Source organism: Williamsia sp. z34, from assembly GCF_059553395.1.
Map to the genome: position 1 here is coordinate 705075 of NZ_JCANWW010000001.1, position 19569 is coordinate 724643.

Here is a 19569-nt window from a genome sequence, read left to right on the forward strand (position 1 = left end):
GTCAAGTACCGCAAAAGGTTTGGAATGACCGACCGAAATCCCCGGGAGCGGGGGTGGCGTAGTCGGACCACTCGTCGCGGCGGTCGAACGGATGTGTGACGACGTCCAAGAGCTTCTCGAACGGCCCAAGGTCGCCGTCGGTGGCCGCGCGCAGAGCGGCATCGAGGTGATGGTTGCGCGGGATGTACAGCGGATTGACGCGATCCATCGTGTCCGCGGTGTCGGCCGTGTCGCGGCCTTGTTCCGTCAACGCGGCGCGCCAGCGTTCCAGCCATGGCCCGGTCTGCTCGCGCGGCACGAGATTGTCGAGAGCCGAAGGGTTTCCGCGTAGTTCGTCGGCGAGCGCGCGGAAGGTCCCCGTCCAGTCGGTGCCGTGTTGGTTCATCAGTGCCGGCAGGTCGTCGATCAGTGCTTGGTCGACTGGTGCATCGGCCAAGCCGAGCTTTGCTGCCATGCCCGCCGCGAAGTGACCGTGGTAGCGCTCGTCGAAGGTGTCGAGAACCGCCGACACCGCGGAGATCGCGTCATCCGGCGTGGAATCGACCAGAGTCAGCAATGTTTCGGCCAAACGTGCCAGATTCCACTTCAGGACAGCGGGCTGGTTGCCGAACGCGTAGCGGCCACCGTGGTCGATCGAACTGAACACTGCGGCCGGGTCGAACGCATCGATGAAGGCACAGGGTCCGTAGTCGATGGTTTCTCCCGAAATGGTCGTGTTGTCCGTGTTCATCACCCCGTGGACGAAACCGACGAGCATCCATTGCGCCACCAATGATGCCTGTGCCTCGACCACCGCCTCGAAGAACTTCAGATAACGACCGCTGGACGGCAATTCGGTCAGGTCCGGGTAATGGCGGGCGATGGCGTAGTCGGCGAGTTGCTGCACGATCTCGCCGCGGCGGACCGCATACTCGAAGGTGCCCACCCGCAGGTGACTCGCCGCGACGCGGGCGAGCACCGCGCCGGGTTCGGCACCGGTTCGCCGAACGTGCTGACCCGTTGCGACCACCGCGAGCGCGCGCGTGGTGGGGACACCGAGCGCGTACATGGCTTCGCTGACCAGATATTCGCGCAACATCGGACCGACAACGGCAAACCCGTCGCCGCCCCGGGAGAACGGCGTCGGCCCTGAGCCTTTGAGATGCACATCCACTCGATGACCGTCACTGCTCGTCAACTCGCCGAGCAACAGGGCCCGACCGTCCCCGAGCAGCGGTGTGTATCCGCCGAATTGATGGCCGGCATAGGCCATCGCCACCGGCTTGGCTCCGGCAGGCGATGTTGATCCGGACAACACGCCGACCCCGTCTTCACTGCGCAGAGCCGCCACATCCAACCCCAGCGACGCCGCGAGTTGCTCGTTCAGGACGAGCAACGTGGGATCAGGGGCCGCGGCGCCCTGCCACGGCACGGCCAGGTCGCCCACCTCGTCGGCAAAGGTGTTCTCGAGGCCGGCCAACACTGTGTTCGTGCCTGTTGCGGAATTCGGGATTGCAGCCATGATTCGAGGGTAACCACCGCGCGGCAAGCAGGGGAGAGCAGGACGAAAGGCCGTGGTCACCGGGATCTCTATCTGTCGCTCCCACGGCTTCGACCTCTTAGACTGCATAGTGACGTGGCCGTCGCCCGTCGCCACGCCTGGGCACACATTTCGGTTCTGCATTCACCTGAACACCAGTCGAAAAGGGAAGACGATGAGCCAATACAACGGTAAGACAGCCTTGGTCACCGGCGGAGCACGCGGTATCGGTGAGGCCACCGTCCGCGCCTTGAGCGCCGTGGGAATGAACGTCGTCGTCACTGACGTCCTCGACGACGAGGGCGCGGCGGTCGCCGCATCCATCGGACCCACCGCCTGCTACGAACACCTCGATGTCACCGATGCAGAGAACTGGCGTGATGTCCTGACTCGGAGTGCAGAGCGCTTCGGCACGCTCCATGCGCTGGTGAACAATGCCGGGATCGTGGATTTCGGGAACATCGAGGAGTTCGAACCGGACCGCTTCAGGCGGATCCTCGACATCAACCTCGTCGGCCCGTACCTCGGAATGCACTACGCGGCACCCTTTTTGCGCAAGGGTGGCGGTGGTGTCATCGTGAATGTCTCGTCGACCGCCGGACTCATGGGGTATCAGAATCTGGCCGGTTACGTTGCCAGCAAATGGGGTCTGCGCGGCATGACCAAATCTGCCGCACTCGATCTCAGCGACGGCGGAATCCGGGTCTGCTCAGTACATCCCGGACCCATCGCCACCCCGATGGTCGACGGCATGGACGAGTCGACGGCCGCAGGACAGCCCATACCCCGGTTCGGCCTACCTGCCGAGGTGGCCGCGATGATCCGATTCGTGATCACCGAGGCCACCTACTCCACCGGTTCGGAGTTCATCGTCGACGGAGGTGCCGCGATGGGCAGCGCTCCGACAGTCGATGCAGATGTCACCGCGGTGGAAGTCGTCGCCGGCTGACCACTGACGCCCCGGCCGGGATCAGTGGAGTGTGTCCAGGAACTCCGCGACGGAATGGGCAACAACGGTCGCCGCTCTGTCGTTGAGATGGATCTGGTCGGTCAAGAGCACCAGGCCGTTTCGCGCGGACACCGCATCCCACGAACGCCGTAGGAGTCGGTGGCTCAGGGTGGCCCTGATGATCGGACCGGTCTTTCCTTCGTATGGCGGCGGATTGTGGTCTTCGGGCAACAGTTCGACGAGGCGTCGGTGTATCGGCAGGCATGTCAGGCCACGGGCGCTCGCCATCTCGTGGATCGCCGCGTTGTAGGTGTCGACATGTTTGTTGATCGCGCTGGCACGATCCTCCCCGAGTATCGGTATCTCCAGCACGGCTATTCGTGCGTCGGTTTCCGAGGTGAGGCGTCCGAGGATCGCATCGACGCACTCGCGGTACCAATCGAGTGTCGGAGCCTGAGGGATTCCCGCCCGGGGTGTACTTCTGGCGATCGGTCCTGTTCACGCGGCCAACAGTAGAGGTCGCGGCGTTTTCAGGGGCAGGTGAGCGCTCAGCGGCGCCGGACCCCCTCGATGGTGCACAATTTGGCATCGCGATCATCGCAGGGCGCGGCCGACTCCTGAGCCGCCGTCGACCGCTGAACAGTTGGGTGAGTGTGTGAACAAGAGGTACGCCATCATCGGCGCCGGTCCCAGTGGGCTCGCGGCGGCGCGGGCGCTGCAATCGGCCGGGATCGCGTTCACCGGCTTTGAAGCCGCCTCCGGGGTGGGCGGGTTGTGGGACATCGACAACCCGCGAAGCACCGTTTACGAGTCGGCACACCTGATCTCCTCGCGAACCACCACCGAGTTCACCGAGTTCCCGATGGAGTGCGATGTCGACTATCCGGGCCACCGTGTGTTGCAGCGCTACTTCGAGGACTACGCGCACACCTTCGGTCTCGCCGATTCCTATGAGTTCGACACCTGGGTCGAACGCGCCGAACCGGCCGACGGCCGGTGGGCGGTGACGGTCACCGGACCCGACGGCGGGCGAACCGAACTCTTCGATGGCGTCATCGCGGCCAACGGCACCTTGGCCGAACCGAATGTGCCGAAGTTTCCGGGCACATTCACCGGTGAGGTCATGCACACGAGCCAGTACAAACGCGGTTCGCAGCTGTCCGGCAAGCGGGTGCTGGTGATCGGTGCGGGCAACTCCGGTTGCGACATAACCGTCGACGCAGTGCATCACGCGGCTGCCGTCGACATGAGTGTGCGGCGCGGTTACTACTTCGTGCCGCGGTACCTGTTCGGCCGTCCGTCGGACACCCTCAACCAGGGCAAGCCGATGCCCCGCCCGATCAAACAGTTCATCGACGCGCGGCTCCTGAAGCTGTTCACCGGCGATCCGGTGAAGTTCGGTTTTCCCGAGCCGGATTACAAGATCTACGAGTCCCATCCGGTGGTGAACACACAGATCCTGCAGCATCTCGGCCAGGGCGACCTGGGTATTCGTGCCGACGTCGACCGGTTCGACGGCAGCACAGTGCATTTCCGTGACGGCCGCAGCGCCGACTATGACCTGGTCCTGCTGGCCACCGGCTACCGGCTCGACTACCCGTTTGTCGACCGCAGCGAGCTCAATTGGACCGGGGATGCCCCGGAACTGTTCCTCAACATCTTCCCGCCGGCAGTGTCCGGCCTGTTCGTGATGGGCATGGTCGAGGCGTCCGGGCTGGGCTGGCAGGGACGGTACGAGCAGGCCGAGCTGATCGCGGCCTATCTCCACGCGGTTGAACACGATCCGGGCAGCGCCGAGGCTTTCAGGCGCCGCGTCCGCGAGCAGGAATGGCCCGATCTCACTGCGGGCTACCGGTATCTCGGACTGGCCCGGATGGCCTATTACGTCAACAAGGACGCGTACCGCAGTGCGGTGCGGGAAGCCACCGCGAATCTCGCAGCGGGCCTGGGGGACAGGCGATGACCGCCCTGGCCGCCGAGATCGACGAGGTCACCGTCAACTTCTCGCAGGGTTCGCTGACGTTGCTGAGCGTGGTGCTGGCATTCATCATGCTCGGCATCGCGCTGGATACCGCACCGAAGGATTTCCGGGTCGTCGCCACTCATCCTCGACCGTTTGTGATCGCGATCGCCGCCCAATTGCTGGTGCTGCCGGCGATCACGTTTGTGCTCACGCTGATCTTGCCGGTGACCGCGTCGATGGCATTGGGCATGTTGTTGGTGGCCTGCTGCCCACCGGGCAACATCTCTCAAGTCCTCACCCATCGCGCCGGAGGCAATGTGGCGCTGTCGGTGTCGATGACGGCGGTCAGCAACCTGATCTACATCGCCGCGATGCCGCTGAGCATTTCGTTCTGGGGGTCACTGCACCCCGAGGCCAGTGACCTGCTGACCGACGTGCATCTCGAGCCGGCAAAGATGCTGGTCGAGATCGCGCTGGTGATCGGAGTGCCCTTTGCGGTGGGACTGACCCTGCGCGCCGCCTATCCGCGGATCGCGGATCGGGTGCAACCTTTCGTGAAATGGGTTGGCCTGCTGGCCTTGGTCGGTTTCATCGTGGCCGCACTGCTCGGCAACTGGAATGTCTTCGTCGCACATCTGGGCATCATCCTCGTCGTCGTGGCGATCCATGATGCGGTGGCGCTGGCCATCGGCTGGAGTACCGCCGCGGTCGGTGGGTTGGGAACCCGTGAGCGCAAGGCGATGACGTTCGAGGTGGGGATCCGCAACGCCGGTCTCGGTCTGGGCCTGGTGATGACCTTCTTCGACGGTCTGGGCGGCATGGCCGTGGTGGCCGGATGGTGGGGCGTGTGGGACATCATCGCGGGTCTGATCCTGGCGACGCTGTGGGGACGACACACTCGGCGTAAAACCGGTTCGGACAAGGGGGATGCCACCGGACGGTCCGCAAGGGAACAGCGGAGCCGGGGACTCTCGGTCGACGGTGACCCAACTGATCGGGGGGTGTCGTGATGACGCGTGTTCTGGTGACCGGTGGAGCCGGCTTTCTCGGATCGGTGGTGGTGCGTGAGCTGGCGGCCCGCGATGACGTCGAGTTGGTGGTCGCCGGCGACCTTCGGATCCCGGACCATCCACGGCCCGGCGTGCTCGACGTCCTCTGCGATGTCACCGACGCCGCGACGATCGAACCGCTCTTGCGTGAACACGAGATCGACGTCGTGGTCCATCTCGCTGCCATCGTCAATCCGGGCCGGGACACCGAGCTCGAGTACCGCGTGGATGTGATCGGCAGCCAAAACGTGGTGCGCGCCTGCCAGGCGGCGGGGGTTCGGCGCATCGTGGTGTCGAGTTCGGGGGCGGCATACGGCTATCACGCGGACAGTCCGGCCTGGATCAGTGAGGACACGCCGGTGCGCGGCAACGACGAGTTCCCGTATTCCAAGCACAAACGGATCGTCGAGGAGATGTTGGCGCAGTCCCGCGTCTCCCACCCCGAACTCGAACAGGTCGTGTTCCGGATCGGCACCATCCTGGGTCCCGACGTCGCCAACCAGATCACGTCACTGTGGGATGGGAAACGCATTCTGGCCGTGCGGGGTTCGGATTCACCGTTCGTCTTCGTCTGGGTCGACGACGTGGCCGGCGCGATGGTCCGGGCAGCCACCGATGGCCCGGCCGGTATCTACAACGTTGCCGGTGACGGTGCGCTGACCGTTGCGCAGATCGCCGCGCGACTCGGCAAGCCGCGGTTGACCCTTCCGGCGCCGGTGCTGGCGGCCGGTCTCTGGGTCGCTCGCGCACTGCGCCTGACCCCGCACGGGCCGGCCCAGGTCCGCTTTCTTCGCTATCGCCCGGTGTTGGCCAACGACAGATTGAAAGGCGTATTCGGATACACCCCGGCCCATACGTCCGCACAGTGCTTCGAGGCGTACCTGGCGTCCCATCCGGGTGTGGAGCGCGCCCATTAGCCGATCGTCGATCCTCCTTGTACACGGACCGGGGGTGATCCGGTGGGAGCAACGAAAAGTAATGTCATTCTCACGGGGGGATTCTCGGAAAGTCTTGGAGGCTGACGGATATGGCTGGCGTGCGCACACTTCGACACGTGGCGGGAGTGGTCGCTGGACTCATTCCCCTGTGGCTGGTCACGGTGACACCTCCGACGGCCATGGCGCTGGGCTCGTCGGAATCACCATCTTGCACGACGACCGCTGCCGCCCAACACGGATGGGGCGCCGCGGAGCACGCCGACGACTTCGACAGCGCCGCATCGCTGGACCGGTGGGCCCTCTACGACGGCCCGGGCCACGACAACAACGGGCGGCGTACCCCCGATGCGGTCAGTGTGTCCGGCGGAAGTCTGGTGATCACCGCCGACACCGCCGGGAATTCCGGTGGGCTGGCACCGAAGTGGGGCGGCCGTAAATACGGGCGCTGGGAAATCTGTGCGCGGTCGACGATCGCCGGTCCGGCGTGGACTGCAGCGGCACTCCTGTGGCCCGATGCGGAGGATTGGCCGGCGGGCGGCGAAGTCGACTTCATGGAGATCTCAGACGGGACGCGGCAGACGGCCAGCTACTTCCTGCACTACGGTCCTCAAAACGGGCTCGAGCAGCATCACACGATCGTGAACTCGTCGCAGTGGCACAGTTGGGCCGTCGAGTGGACGCCACAACACATCAAGGTTTTCCTGGACGGAAGGAACTGGGCCACCAGCTCCGATGTCGACCGGCTCCCGCCGCGGCCGATGCACCTGACACTGCAACTCGACAACTTCGGCGGTATCACGTTCCCGGCGGGGCAGATGTTCGTCGAGCGGGTCGCCGAGTACGGAATCTAGCTCAGCTTGTCTGGCCACTAGTCCTGTACAGCAACAGCTTTCGCGTGTTGGACGTCTCTTGGCGGAAATGTTGCAGTCAGTGGATCAGAGTGCTAAAACGGATCTTGCAGAGACTGGTCGCCCGCCAGGGTGGCGGCCCGCGAGTGATCGAGGAGGTGCCTATCGAGTCAGCTGATGGAGTCCTCGGTCCCCACCTGATCACGGGTTGGCGACCTTTCGAGACAACTACTCATACTGAGTCGCCGAGAGGCGACTGACCCGTTACCGCAGGTGGTGTCGCCCAGTTGAATTTCTAGGCGGCACCACCTTGGACTGTCACCACACGAACAATGGCTGATGTGAGTGGTGCTGAACTGCCTGCCGGTGTGGTGGATGGAGAGAGTGAGAGGAGCATGACGGCTTCATTCCGTGAGCCGACCGGTGTGACGCGGCTCAAAGGCACTCCCAACTTGTGGTTTACAGACCCGATCGCGCGGTGGCGTCCTACCGAAACGTCCGGTACAGAGGATGTGACCCGGTGGGCTTACGATGACGACGACCGCATCTGGATGACGACGGTCTCGACGCATTCCTCAGCCGAACCCGATGCCGATCCAATCGAGCGCCGACTGTACCCCGGACTGCTACTGGAGAACTCCGTGCAAGCGGTCCGAGACTCGAGTGATCATGATCCATTCCCGTGGGACGTGGCGGACGTGATAGCCAATCCTGGTCCGCCAGAAGATTATTTGCCGATACTCGGCCGCGGCCGAATGGTCGTCAACGGGCGCCTGTATCTGGGCACGACCGTCCAGGTCGATAGCAGCATCTTCGTCGCGAGTGTGGTCGACGGACTCTGGGTTGGGGCATTGCAGCCGCGCGGCCGCCACCACCCGAAGTTGAATCTCGAGCTTCCCACGGCGTGAGAAGCGTCCACCCGAAAGGAGAGAAACATGAGCCACGACCCCTCGTCGTTGCCCTGGACATCGCCAGTGCTGCACGCTGATACTCGTCTGCGCGATGAGGAGCCCGGCCCAGGGTGGATGGGATGGTTGACCGTGGTGGCGGTCCTCGCCGGGCTGGCCTCGCTGCTGATATTCGGTATACCGAACTGACCACGGCGTTCCGGATCGAGCTGACTATCGGGCGGTGGAATGGCGGCTCAGCCACGTTGCTGCCCCGATAAGACCGACCAGGAAGCCGGCTACCGGCATCAGCGGGACGAGGTAGTCGTATTGCGCGGATGGCCAGTGACCCGGTGAATTGCTGGACTTGAATTCGTGGGCTACCTGGTAGACGACCGCGGTCAGCGCCGCACCGGCGAACGTGCATACCCCGACGGCGGACGCTGCGTCGAAAACGCGCTGCTGTGGGTGGGGGACTCGTCGCCGAAGGGTCGCGAGACCGAACGCAATCACGGCACCGACGAAGCCGAAGAACACAACGATCTTGACGACGATTCCTGGATCAACGGCGAGCGTTGCATATTCGGCGTCGGAACCGCCGAGAGCGACGAAGTACTGCTCGGGTGCGCCGGGCGGGAACATGAAGTACCAGGCTGTCATGGCGGCCACGCCGGTGAGTGCTCCTGCCGCTGCGCCGCCTGCTGCCGACTGCCACCAACCCATCGCTGAATGATGTCACGTCCCTGGCATCGCGCAGTTCTATCGGCCGCCGTTCATTCTCTGCGGCACAACGCTCAGTGTTCGACCAGCCACCAGGTCAGCGTTCGGCCCGCCGACGACCAGGGGGCCAATGGCGTCGGTGCCGTCTGTTTCGACCACGCCCTCCTGACCAGCGATTTCTTGATCATGCAGGCGCGCTGTCTTTGCTGCGAATCAGTGGCCCTGTGCACCAACAGCTTTCGTGTGCGGCGTGTCCCGTGGGGGGATTGTTGCAGTCAATGGGTCAGGGTGCTAAAACGGTTCTTGTAAGTGACTGGTCGCCCGCCAGGGTGGCGGCCCGTGAGTGATATAGGAGGTGGCTTATCGAGTTCGAACCTTCGAATATTGCCAGTTCCATCGAACCCGTATCCAGCTGACGAGCGAGCGTTGACCCGCGTTACCTATGGTCATTGTCATCGAGCTCGTGTCCGAGGCTGTGGTGTTCCCGACCTTGCTGTTTGAACGATGTCGAGGAGGTGCCTATCGAGTTAGCTGATGGATTCCGTGGTCCCCACCCGATTCGTGGGTTGGAGACCTTGGAGACAACCACCGCAGAGTCGCCGAGAGGCGGCTGACCCTTGACCGCAGGTGGTGTCGCCCAGTGACTTTCCTGGGCGGCACCACCTTTGACAGCTACGACAAACGATTATTGCTGCGTCTAGGCCTCGACGAGCCGACGCCTGGCCGGATCGCCACCTCGTACCGAAGCGAAACCAAATACGCCGACATCGGGAGCGACAGCTCAATCGGGGGCGCGTTTGAGTGGTGGAGGCGCGAAGCGCCGTGTGATATCCCTCACGCAAAAAGTCTGATCATCCCTGGCCTTGCATCGTTGTTCACAAAACAAGCGATGGGTGATACCGAAAACTCTGTATCAACGTCAATTGCCGGTGCGCCAGCTGGGTACGATTGTCACAGATGAGCATTCAGATGCAAGTACTCGGCGCCGCGTTACGGCTCAAGAGGCTGTCGCGGACCGGTATTGCCGAGCAGGCTCGCCGGCACATCGACCGGCCCAAAGTCCCCGCGGAGCCGCCCGCCGCGATGTACGCCACGCATTCGGTGACGCGTCGGTGGCACGAGAACTTTCCGAGTTACTGCGTCACCGCACGCGATGTCACCTCGACCACCTCTGTGCTCTATCTCTACGGTGGGGGATATGTCAACGAGATCAGCACGCAGCATTGGCTCCTGATCCGACGCCTGGCCGACGCCGGGATGCGTGTCGAGGTACCGATCTACGGGCTGGCACCACGCTTCAACCATCACGACGCGCTTCCTTTCCTCCTGTCGGTGTACGAGCGGTGGACGACGGAGCATCCAGACACACCCCGGGCCTTGATCGGCGACTCCGCCGGCGGAGGACTGGCTTTGCTACTGGCACAGACTGTCCGGGATCGTGGCCTGTCCCCGATGAGCCGGTTGATCCTCATCTCTCCGTGGCTGGATCTGTCTCTGAGTAATCCCGATATCGCCGGCCTGGAGCGTCACGACCCGTGGCTGAACAGGATCTCGCTCGACATGGCTGCCCGGGCCTGGGTTCCCGACAGAGAACTCACCCACCCTTCGGTGAGTCCGCTCTACGGAGAGCTGGGAGGACTGGCACCGACCGAAGTGCACATCGGCACCCGCGACATGCTCTACCCCGACGCGTTACGATTTCATGCGCGGGCCACGGCCGCCGGGTCGGTGGTCGAACTGAACACCTGCCACGCGGGTCTGCACATCTATCCGTTGACGCCGACTCCCGAAGGTCGGGCGGCCACGCGTGCCATCATCGATTCCCTCCGAGCCGCATGATCGGCTTTCGGCGTAGCCACACGTAATCCGGGTTCGGTCGCACCGGACGTCCGCGCAGGCGGTTCAGCAGTGGCGACTGGTCCACCCGGCCCGCGGATATCTCGAGTTGCCGAATGACCCAGGCGCGCCAGGGCCGTACCGCAATCTGGTAGGCGCCGAGGTAGTCCGTGATCTCGTTGCTGAATGCGGTCTTGAATTGACCCACCCCGTGGCGCGGATGGGAGTCGTCGGCGATGGTCGCCGACGACGGTGTCCCATCGAGGTCGTACCGCTCGCATCCCTGCTCGCGGGCCCAGCGCATGATCTCCCATTGCAGGGCGTACGACGCTCGGCTTCCCCCCAACCCGCAGAAGTTGGGGTCACCTGGACGCTTCCGAACCGAGCCCGCGCCGAGATAGAGCGCGTTCGTGCCGAACGTTGCGACGAATGCGCCGACGACGACCTCACCGTCGTGCCGGGCAAGGAACAGTTGACCGTGACCGGAGGCCTCGTACCGTTGGAACAGGGCGGTCGAAGTCGCCAGATCAGGGATGGCGAACCGGCCTCCGCTGGTCGCGTCGAGCATCTCGTAGAGCACCCGACAATTGGCGTCGGTGGCCGGAACGCGATCCACGGTCGCACCCTCCTGGATTGCCCGCCGGATCGATTTGCGGGCCCGCTTCTTGAAACGGGCTTGAACATCCGCTTCAGAACCTCGCAAATCCACGATGACGGTGCTGTCGTCGAGCCAGGTCGGTACACGTGCAAACCCCTGTGCGCGAAGCAGTTTCTCATCGTCCGGGTTCGCTTTCAGTTGAGAACGGACCCGCACCGCGGTGATTCCGTTCCGCGCCCCGAATGCTGCCACTGCACGGGAGGCGCGAATCAGCTCGTGAACGTCGGCGACGGGGGGTCCCAACAACACCCACAGTGAGCCGGCGAACGGCACGTCCACCCGGAAGGCGGTCACCGCGAAGCGGTCAACCACCAGATAGACCGGCGTTGCGCCCTGCAGGACCATGCCATCGATGTTGGCGCTGCTGCGGTAGACGGTGCCCTCGTCCGGGCTCTGCAGGATCAGTTCGTCCCACCTACGGATCTCGTCCTCGGTGGCGAAACGCACCTCCGTTGACTCGCCGATTCGGGGTTCACGCACGGGGGGAGTCCGTCGCACGACCGTCACCGGGTCCACCTTTCCGAGCTGTCGGCAAACGTGGCCCCGTAACGGCGCGCGAGCATTTCGGCCTTGGGCGGGTGCACGTTCACCCGGGTGAGGTCGCCGTCGTAGTGCGCCAGTACGCGGGGATCCATGACCTTGCGCCACAATGGCGGGAATACAGCCAAAAGCACCATCAAGGCGTAGCCGGCAGGGAACTGCGGGGCATCGCTGCAACTGCGCAGGGTTTGGTACCGACGACCGGCGCGCGCGTGGTGGTCCGAGTGCCGCTGCAAGTTCAGCAAGACCAGGTTGCTGACCACATGATCGCCGTTCCAGCTGTGCTCAGGACGCACTTTCCCCAGCCTGCCGTCCGGGCCCGGCGCCCGCAGCAACCCGTAGTGCTCAATGTAATTCACCGCTTCGAGAACCAGCATGCCGATGAACGCCTGCAGTAAGAACCACGGCGCCACGGTCCAACCGAACACGACGACCACGGCGATGAGGAGGGTCAGGCTCACCGACCACGACTGCAGAATGTTGTTGCGCCAGTCCCAGAAACGGCGCCCTTGCCGGTTTAGTCGCGCCGCCTCCAGCTGTACTCCCGAGGTCAGGCCCCCGACCAGCGCACGTGGATAGAACTGCCACAAAGACTCGCCGAATCGCGCGCTCGCCGGGTCCATGGGCGTAGCGACCCGAACGTGGTGGCCGGCGTTGTGTTCCACGTAGAAGTGGCCGTAAAACGACGGTGCCAGCGCGATCTTCGCGAGACCCTGCTCGAGCTTCTCGTGTTTGTGGCCCAGCTCGTGCGCGACGTTTATCCCGATCGCTGCGCTCATTCCGAGTGTGATCGAAAGGCCCACACGCTCACCGGTTGTCATGGGCGCATATGCCAGGCACCAAAAGCCGAAGAACAACCCGGCGTACTGAAGTGGGACGAAAACGTACGTACACCGTCGGTAATACTTGTCCGCCGACAGCGCCCGCACAGCATTATCCGGCGGGCCATCGTGATCCGGCCCCCACAGCAAGTCGAGAAGCGGGACGACGACCAGCAGCAGGTAACCACCAAATCCCCAGAGCACACCGGACACACTGTGTGCGAGCAACCAGGCGAGGAAAGGACCCGCGGGCACAACGAGGCACAGCGGCCATAGGTAACGCTTCGAGTCCTTCCAGGGAGGAACATCCCTCACATCTGGGCCTTCGCCGTCACTGTTGTGCCGAGCGTGCGACAGCACAGAGTCGCCTCGGCTGCTGCGATCGTCACACGCATCCATCCCCGCGGATTCCTTCCGTGGCGCTGTAAAACTGACATGCGGCAACAACTCGATTTCCCAATATCAGGTATCGAGTGTGCCCGCGGGGGTCATGTTTTTCAGTCCGACTGAACCAGTTCACAAATGTATGTTCTCAATAGCCGTCGGTAACGTTACTCGGCGCTTGAGAGTTATTTCCAGTGAAAGATCGGAAGCCGGGGTATTCGGTTGTTACATTTTGCTTTTTGCGCAGCTATCGAGTAATGGAGTGAAGCGAAAAACATCAGACCATTAATAATGGCGCGGTGGCATTGGTGCAGAGTTGTGAGGGAGCGCGGTTTCAGCGTGCCGACGAGATGCTGTCGAGCCGATCTAGTTCAGGTGCAGTCAAAGTCAGGTCGGTAGATGCGAGCAGCGCATCGAGTTGTTCCGGGATGCGGGCACTGGCGATGGGTGCGACGATCGTCGGTTGCTGCCGCGTCCACGCGAGGGCAACGGTCGCGATGGCGACGTCGTGGGCCTGTGCGATGGTGTCGAGTTCGTCGACCACCGCGAGCCCGGCGGCGCTGAAGAATCGGCCGGCCAATGGCCCGCGATCGGTTCCCTCGAGGTCTGCTTCGGTTCGGTACTTGCCGGTGAGAAATCCACTGGCCAATGCCCAATAGGGAAATACGGCGAGGTCGAACTTCTCGGCGAGAGGCCTCATGCCTGCCTCGAAGCCCTCACGTGCCAGCAAACTGTAGTTGGGCTGCAGGGCAATGGGCTTGGTGAATCCGTTGTCCTCGCACACCGTCAGCCACTCGGCCACGCGCTCGGCGGAGTAATTCGAGATCCCGACATGGCGGACCTTTCCCGACTTGACCAGGGCATCAAACGCGGCGATCGTTTCGACCAGCGGTGTTTTCGGATCGTCGTAGTGCGCGAAGTAGAGGTCGATGTAGTCGGTGTTCAGGCGGGTCAGTGAGGCCTCCGCGGCCCGGGCCACGTTGTCTGGAGCCAGACCAAAGGCGTCCTCTCGCAGCCCGACTTTGGTCGCAAGTACAACGTCGTCACGCCGTTGCCGTTTCTGGAACCACTGGCCGAGGATTGTTTCCGAGTCACCGTCTGGCTTACCTGGCCGTGTGTAGCTGTCTGACGTGTCGATGAAATTGCCGCCTGCTGCAACGTAGCCGTCGAGCACCGAGAAGGAGGTTGCGGGGTCGCTGGTCCAGCCGAAGGTGTTGCCACCCAGGGTCAGTGGGTAGACATCGAGATCCGAGGTGCCGATACGCGTCATGTGTGTGTTCTCCGTTATTTGATGTGGTCGATCTGCGCGGGCATGGAGCGGGCTGCATCCAACGACTTACCGAGCTGTGCAGAGAATGGCACGCCGGCCTGCATCGCCGATCGAATGGGGTTCCGGCCTGGTAAGCGCCAAGAATTATGTTCTGAAATTTCAGAATATCATTGCCGCCAGTCGGGACATCGCGCCACACATTTGCAGCCTCGATCAAGCTGTTACCCGTCGTCGCGCGTTCCGGGGCCGGGTATTCGGGTAGCGCGCTACCCGTGACCGGGGACGGCGGCCCGAACACGATTGAGGACGCGCGTACCGCTCACGGGCGTCGCGGAAATCGAAGACGAGAGGAATGATCATGGCCAAGAAGTACAAGGTGACTTCAGGAGACACGTTGTCGGCATTGGCAAAGCGCTTCTATCGCGATGCCGGCCTGTTCGAGGTGATCGCGATCGCGAACAGCCTGCCCGATCCGGATGTCATCAGGATCGGCCAAATCCTGATGATCCCGGGACTGACCAAGAAGTACAAAGTGGTTGCCGGTGACACGCTCTCGGCATTGGCGGACACGTTCTACGGAGACAGCTCGATGTCCGAGCTGATCGCGGCAGCGAATCACATCTCCGATCGGGACTTCATCGAGGTCGGTCAAATACTCCGGATGCCGGATCTCGACCTCTGAACCGACGAGTTGCGTTCAGCTGCGAGGTGCCCGCGGTCTTCGCCGGCGGCTCTGTTCGAGGACGGTGCCCGTCAATGCGCCTCTCGGCGATAGGCCGCTCGTAGCGGCGGAGGGTAGGACCCGGGGCAATGAACCGGGCACCGTCGATTCCTTCAACTGCCGCCCCAGCACGGTTATTCCAACCGGACATGTATCGCATTTGGTGTCCTGCGTCACGGGCAGTCGAGTGCCGGCAGCCGGGCGACTGTGGTTTGCGTCCCTTCGACCCGGGGTATCGCTCGCTGATGAAACGGCTGGTTCCATCGCATACACGCTGCGTGAGCGTCTGTGGACCGGTCGACTTCAGACAGCGGACCGCACCTGCACGGGTGAGCGCGCGATGAGCCGATACGCCGGGCGTTCGGTCCCGGGTCCGGACGGCAGTGAAGGGATCACCGTGTCCGCCGTGGCCCGGTTTCTCGGTGCTGAACTGGTTGGCCGGCCGGGGGATGGTCGTGTGGTGGTTCGGGACGTCGGTGACGACTCGCGCACGCTGTCTCCGGGTGATGCCTATGTCGCCTTCAGTGGAGACCGATGGCATGGGCTGGAGTTCGAATTCGAAGCCCGGGCCGCCGGCGCGGTGGTGGTCATCAGCGATCGTCCCTCGGCGGTGCTGCCGAGTGTGATCGTGGAGGATCCGCGAGCGGTCGTCGGGCCGCTGTGTGCATGGTTTCATCACACCCGCACTGCCGACCTTCGAGTATTCGGAGTCACGGGTACCAACGGAAAGACCAGCACCGCACACTTTCTGGACGTCGGGCTCGAGGCCGCCGGAGAAACGGTCGGTTTGATCTCGGGCGCCCGGATCAGGGGACCCGGCTGCGATCTGGTCCCCGAACGCACGACACCCGAAGCGACGACACTGCACCGCACCCTGGCTCACTTTCGCCGGGAGGGAGTCACCGCCTGCGCGATGGAGATCTCTTCTCACGCCATCGATCAGCGTCGAATCGACGGCATCCGGTACCGGGCGATGGCCTTCACCAACCTGGGCCGTGACCACCTCGATTACCACGGCACGATGGAGAACTATTACGGCACCAAAGCGAGCATGTTCACTCCCGAGCGCACGGACCTCGCGGTGGTGAACGTCGATGATTCCTACGGTGCCCGCTTGGCGACCTCCGCAGCCACCGAGGTCTGGACGTGCGCGACCGGTGACCGCGCCGCTGACGTGTACGCCGACGGGATCATCTCGACCGCAACGGGTTCTGATTTCATGGCGTGGACGCCATATGGGAGGGCTCCGGTTCGGTTGCAGGCGTTGGGGCCGCATCAGGTCGGCAATGCGCTGGTCGCTCTGACCATGCTGATCGCAGAGGGCGTGGACATTGACGTTGCGGTGGAAGGCATCTCGTCGCTGCATGCGATACCCGGGCGGTGTGAGCCCGTCCACGCCGGCCAATCCTTCACCGCCATCGTCGATTACATGCACAACACTGCCGGACAACAAGCGCTGCTGCCGTATTTGAGGTCGCTGGCCACCGGTCGTCTCATCGTGGTGGCCGGCGCCACCGGGGGCCGCGATCGCGGCAAGCGGCGGCCGTTGGGCCGGTACGCCGCAAGCCAGGCCGACCTGCTCATCGTCACCGACGAAAGCCCGGAAGATGAAGACCCCGCAACCATCAGATCAGAGGTCCTGGCCGGTGCCCGCCAAGCCCATCATGCTCGCGTGGTCGAAGAACCCGACCGACGAACGGCCCTCGATCTGGCGGTGGCGGCCGCGGGGCCGGGCGATGTGCTGGTGGTGGCCGGCCGCGGGAGCGACACCATTCAACGGTTCGGCGCGAACACCGCCTATTTCGATGACCATGCGCAGCTCCACCACGCCATCGCCGGGAAGCGGTGATCCTCGAAAGATGGCTGTTTCGCACCGCTGTTTGGAGGAGAATGTCGAGAGGAACTCGGTAGCTCTACCACGATCGTGATCATCCGATAGCCACGTTCGAGCATGGGACCAGCGATGATCGTTGAAGTCATGTCGATGTTCGATGTTGCGTCGGGCGGCGAACCGCCCGGCCTGCTGCCCGCTCGTCAGCAGATGGCGGTCTCGCTGGGTTGGCACATCATTCTGGCCTGCTTCGGTGTGGCGTTTCCGTCCATGATCTACGTGGTTCACAGACGTGGCCTGGTGCGTGATGACCCGGTGGCCCTGGGCCTGGCCAAACGGTGGGCGAAGGTATCAGCGGTCCTGTTCGCCATCGGTGCGGTCTCCGGCACTGTTCTCAGTTTCGAGATGGGGTTGCTGTGGCCCGGCCTCATGGGTCGGTTCGGTGACGTTCTGGGGTTGCCATTCGCTTTCGAGGGACTCTCGTTTTTTGTGGAGGCGATCTTCCTGGGCATCTACCTCTATGGCTGGGATCGGATGCCACCACGCCGGCATTTGGCGATGCTCATCCCGATGGCGATAGCGGGCGTTGTCGGGACGTTCTGTGTTGTCTCGGTCAACGCATGGATGAACAATCCCACCGGTTTCCGGATCGTCGACGGAGTGGTCACCGACGTCAACCCGTGGCGCGCGATGTTCAATGACGGTGTTTGGCTGCAGTTCCTGCACATGTGGGTGGGCGCGTTCATGCTGGTCGGCCTGGTGGTGGCCGGTGTGTACGCCGCGGGGATGTTGCGCGGACGTACCGATCGGCACCACCGTCTGGGTTTCACGATCCCGTTCACCTTCGCGTCGGTTGCTGCGATCGCACAACCGTTCATCGGCCATTTCCTGGGTATGCGCGTCAACGACAGTCAACCGGCGAAACTTGCCGCATTCGAACTGTCGCCCACGCCCGAAGGACCCGCGCCGCTGCGCCTGGGCGGGTTGTGGATCGATGGGGAAGTGCGCTGGGCGTTGGCGATCCCGCGCCTCGGCTCGATCATCGCGCGCAATTCACTGGACGCTCCCGTCCCTGGGCTCGACCAGGTACCACCCGATGACCTGCCACCGGTCAATATCACGCACCTGGCGTTCCAGGCGATGGTTGGCATCGGAACGCTTTTGGCGCTCTCCGTGGTGCTCTACTGGCTGTTTCGCTGGCGAAAGAGCGACCTCCTCGACAACCGCTGGTTCCTGCGCTTCGCGGTGGTAGCCGGTCCGCTGTCCATCATTGCGCTCGAGTGCGGCTGGATAGCCACAGAGGTCGGTCGCCAACCGTGGACGGTATGGCAGATCCTCCGCACCACCGACGCCGCGAGTAGGAGTAGTGGGTTGTGGTGGAGTTACGGCGGAGTTCTGGTGATCTATCTCGGGATGACAATCGGCGCGTTCGTCGTCTTGCGATCGATGGCCAGACGTTGGCGGGCAGGTGAAAACGATCTGCCCAGCCCATACGGACCCGCAGTTCTGTCCGGAAGCGAAGGTGCGGACGACCCGGGCGAGGCCAAGGAAACAGTGCCGTGACACTCGCCGATGTGGTCGCTGTCGCGCTTTTCGTCGGAGTGATCGCCTACGCGCTCTTTGGTGGCGCCGACTTCGGTTCCGGCTTCTACGATCTCACCGCCGGCGGCAGTCGTGGCGGTAGCCAGTTGAGGACGTTGATCGACCACAGCATCGGACCGGTCTGGGAGGCTAACCATGTCTGGCTGATTTATGTGCTGGTGATCTGGTGGACCGCATTTCCAGCCGCGTTCGCGGATACGATGACAACACTGTTCATCCCGCTTGCTCTGGCTTTGGCGGGGATCGTGCTGCGTGGGGCGGCGTTTGCGTTCCGAAAATATGCGGAAACCCTGGCGCAGGCGCGATTGTTCGGCGCCATCTTTGCGGGCTCATCGCTGATCACCCCGTTCTTCCTCGGCGCCGTCGCCGGCAGTCTCGCCTCGGGTCGCGTACCTGCCGGTGGCTACGGGGACCGGATCAGTTCATGGGTCAATCCGACCTCGCTGATCGGCGGGGTCCTGGCCGTTACAACGTGCGCATTTCTCGCCGGTGTGTTTCTCACCGCGGACGCCGCCCGGGCTGGAATCGACGACCTCGCCGAGCAACTTCGTGCTCGGACCCTTGTGGTCGGTGTGGTCACGGGTGTGGTCGTCTTTGCCGGCCTCTATCCCATCCTGGAGGACGCGCCCACCCTCAGCGACGGACTACTCGGTGCCGCAGCACCCTTGTTGGTGTTGGCGGCCGTCGCCGGCTTGGCAACGGTGTATCTGCTCTATCGACGGAGATATTCGCTGGCCAGGCTCCCAGCTGCGTTGGCTGTCGGGTCGGTGGTCGCAGGCTGGGGTGTCGGACAATATCCGTGGATGCTCGTCGATGAGATCACCATCGACGAAGCTGCCGGTGCCGATGCCACGTTGGTCGGGCTCCTCATCGTTGTTGCGCTGGCCGCAGTCATCGTCGTACCCGCTCTCGCTTACCTGTTGTGGTTGACGCAGACACAACGTTGGACCGAACCCGAAGGCTGACACGCCGCGCGGAAGAACGGGGAGGTGGCTCTGGGCCGCGCGCCGGCGGGTTTCCTTCAACGTGGGGC

18 protein-coding genes are annotated in these 19569 nt (G+C 63.4%); 12 read left to right on the plus strand and 6 right to left on the minus strand.

The features are described 5' to 3' along the window. Nucleotide 1: 1 nt before the first annotated feature. Nucleotides 2–1501 (minus strand): protein adenylyltransferase SelO, encoded by a 1500-nt coding sequence (locus AC51GT_RS03335; RefSeq protein WP_496327844.1) that lies wholly within the window; start codon nucleotides 1499–1501, stop codon nucleotides 2–4. Nucleotides 1502–1694: 193 nt separating this feature from the next. Here AC51GT_RS03335 and AC51GT_RS03340 point away from each other — a divergent pair, with 193 nt between their 5' ends. Next, on the plus strand, nucleotides 1695–2468 hold the full coding sequence (locus AC51GT_RS03340; protein ID WP_496327845.1) for an SDR family oxidoreductase: 774 nt from the start codon (nucleotides 1695–1697) through the stop codon (nucleotides 2466–2468). 21 nt (nucleotides 2469–2489) lie between these two features. Here AC51GT_RS03340 and AC51GT_RS03345 read toward each other — a convergent pair whose 3' ends face one another. Next, entirely contained in the window at nucleotides 2490–2840 is a 351-nt protein-coding gene (locus AC51GT_RS03345) for a hypothetical protein (protein WP_496323958.1), read from the minus strand. A 283-nt stretch (nucleotides 2841–3123) separates the two neighbouring features. On the opposite strand from AC51GT_RS03345, the gene AC51GT_RS03350 reads away from it, so the two are divergent. From AC51GT_RS03350 to AC51GT_RS03375, 6 genes are all read left to right on the plus strand, one after another. Continuing rightward, a complete protein-coding gene (locus tag AC51GT_RS03350) occupies nucleotides 3124–4431 on the plus strand; it encodes a flavin-containing monooxygenase (protein WP_496327846.1) in 1308 nt (435 codons plus the stop codon). Continuing rightward, nucleotides 4428–5441: a bile acid:sodium symporter family protein gene (locus AC51GT_RS03355; protein ID WP_496327847.1), complete on the plus strand. Its 1014-nt coding sequence runs from the start codon at nucleotides 4428–4430 to the stop codon at nucleotides 5439–5441. The genes AC51GT_RS03350 and AC51GT_RS03355 overlap by 4 nt, the downstream gene beginning before the upstream one ends. Beyond that, nucleotides 5441–6397: an SDR family oxidoreductase gene (locus AC51GT_RS03360; protein ID WP_496327848.1), complete on the plus strand. Its 957-nt coding sequence runs from the start codon at nucleotides 5441–5443 to the stop codon at nucleotides 6395–6397. The genes AC51GT_RS03355 and AC51GT_RS03360 overlap by 1 nt, the downstream gene beginning before the upstream one ends. 137 nt (nucleotides 6398–6534) lie before the next feature. Further along, nucleotides 6535–7269, plus strand: a complete 735-nt coding sequence (locus AC51GT_RS03365; protein ID WP_496323962.1) for a glycoside hydrolase family 16 protein — start codon at nucleotides 6535–6537, stop codon at nucleotides 7267–7269. Between the two features lie 329 nt (nucleotides 7270–7598). Continuing rightward, nucleotides 7599–8174 carry a hypothetical protein gene (locus AC51GT_RS03370; RefSeq protein ID WP_496327849.1) on the plus strand — a complete coding sequence of 192 codons (576 nt, stop codon included), beginning with the start codon at nucleotides 7599–7601 and terminating at the stop codon, nucleotides 8172–8174. Between the two features lie 27 nt (nucleotides 8175–8201). Beyond that, on the plus strand, nucleotides 8202–8363 hold the full coding sequence (locus AC51GT_RS03375; protein ID WP_496323964.1) for a hypothetical protein: 162 nt from the start codon (nucleotides 8202–8204) through the stop codon (nucleotides 8361–8363). A gap of 24 nt (nucleotides 8364–8387) precedes the next feature. Here AC51GT_RS03375 and AC51GT_RS03380 read toward each other — a convergent pair whose 3' ends face one another. Beyond that, nucleotides 8388–8876, minus strand: a complete 489-nt coding sequence (locus AC51GT_RS03380; protein WP_496327850.1) for a hypothetical protein — start codon at nucleotides 8874–8876, stop codon at nucleotides 8388–8390. Nucleotides 8877–9830: 954 nt separating this feature from the next. On the opposite strand from AC51GT_RS03380, the gene AC51GT_RS03385 reads away from it, so the two are divergent. After that, nucleotides 9831–10712 carry an alpha/beta hydrolase fold domain-containing protein gene (locus AC51GT_RS03385; RefSeq protein ID WP_496327851.1) on the plus strand — a complete coding sequence of 294 codons (882 nt, stop codon included), beginning with the start codon at nucleotides 9831–9833 and terminating at the stop codon, nucleotides 10710–10712. Here AC51GT_RS03385 and AC51GT_RS03390 read toward each other — a convergent pair. The 3 genes from AC51GT_RS03390 to AC51GT_RS03400 all read right to left on the minus strand — a co-directional run bounded on the left by AC51GT_RS03390 (nucleotide 10687) and on the right by AC51GT_RS03400 (nucleotide 14382). After that, nucleotides 10687–11847: a lipid II:glycine glycyltransferase FemX gene (locus tag AC51GT_RS03390; RefSeq protein WP_496327852.1), complete on the minus strand. Its 1161-nt coding sequence runs from the start codon at nucleotides 11845–11847 to the stop codon at nucleotides 10687–10689. The two genes, AC51GT_RS03385 and AC51GT_RS03390, sit on opposite strands and share 26 nt — an antisense overlap. A gap of 23 nt (nucleotides 11848–11870) precedes the next feature. Continuing rightward, the gene (locus tag AC51GT_RS03395; protein ID WP_496327853.1) at nucleotides 11871–13043 is read right to left on the minus strand and encodes an alkane 1-monooxygenase; all 1173 of its coding nucleotides are present in this window, start codon (nucleotides 13041–13043) and stop codon (nucleotides 11871–11873) included. 403 nt (nucleotides 13044–13446) lie between these two features. Beyond that, nucleotides 13447–14382: an aldo/keto reductase gene (locus AC51GT_RS03400; protein WP_496323969.1), complete on the minus strand. Its 936-nt coding sequence runs from the start codon at nucleotides 14380–14382 to the stop codon at nucleotides 13447–13449. A gap of 358 nt (nucleotides 14383–14740) precedes the next feature. Here AC51GT_RS03400 and AC51GT_RS03405 point away from each other — a divergent pair, with 358 nt between their 5' ends. From AC51GT_RS03405 to AC51GT_RS03420, 4 genes are all read left to right on the plus strand, one after another. Further along, on the plus strand, nucleotides 14741–15064 hold the full coding sequence (locus AC51GT_RS03405; RefSeq protein WP_496327854.1) for a LysM peptidoglycan-binding domain-containing protein: 324 nt from the start codon (nucleotides 14741–14743) through the stop codon (nucleotides 15062–15064). Between the two features lie 379 nt (nucleotides 15065–15443). Beyond that, entirely contained in the window at nucleotides 15444–16952 is a 1509-nt protein-coding gene (locus AC51GT_RS03410) for a Mur ligase family protein (protein ID WP_496323971.1), read from the plus strand. A 114-nt stretch (nucleotides 16953–17066) separates the two neighbouring features. After that, nucleotides 17067–18497: a cytochrome ubiquinol oxidase subunit I gene (locus AC51GT_RS03415; protein WP_496327855.1), complete on the plus strand. Its 1431-nt coding sequence runs from the start codon at nucleotides 17067–17069 to the stop codon at nucleotides 18495–18497. After that, entirely contained in the window at nucleotides 18494–19501 is a 1008-nt protein-coding gene (locus AC51GT_RS03420; protein ID WP_496323973.1) for a cytochrome d ubiquinol oxidase subunit II, read from the plus strand. The genes AC51GT_RS03415 and AC51GT_RS03420 overlap by 4 nt, the downstream gene beginning before the upstream one ends. Nucleotides 19502–19569 lie beyond the last annotated feature (68 nt).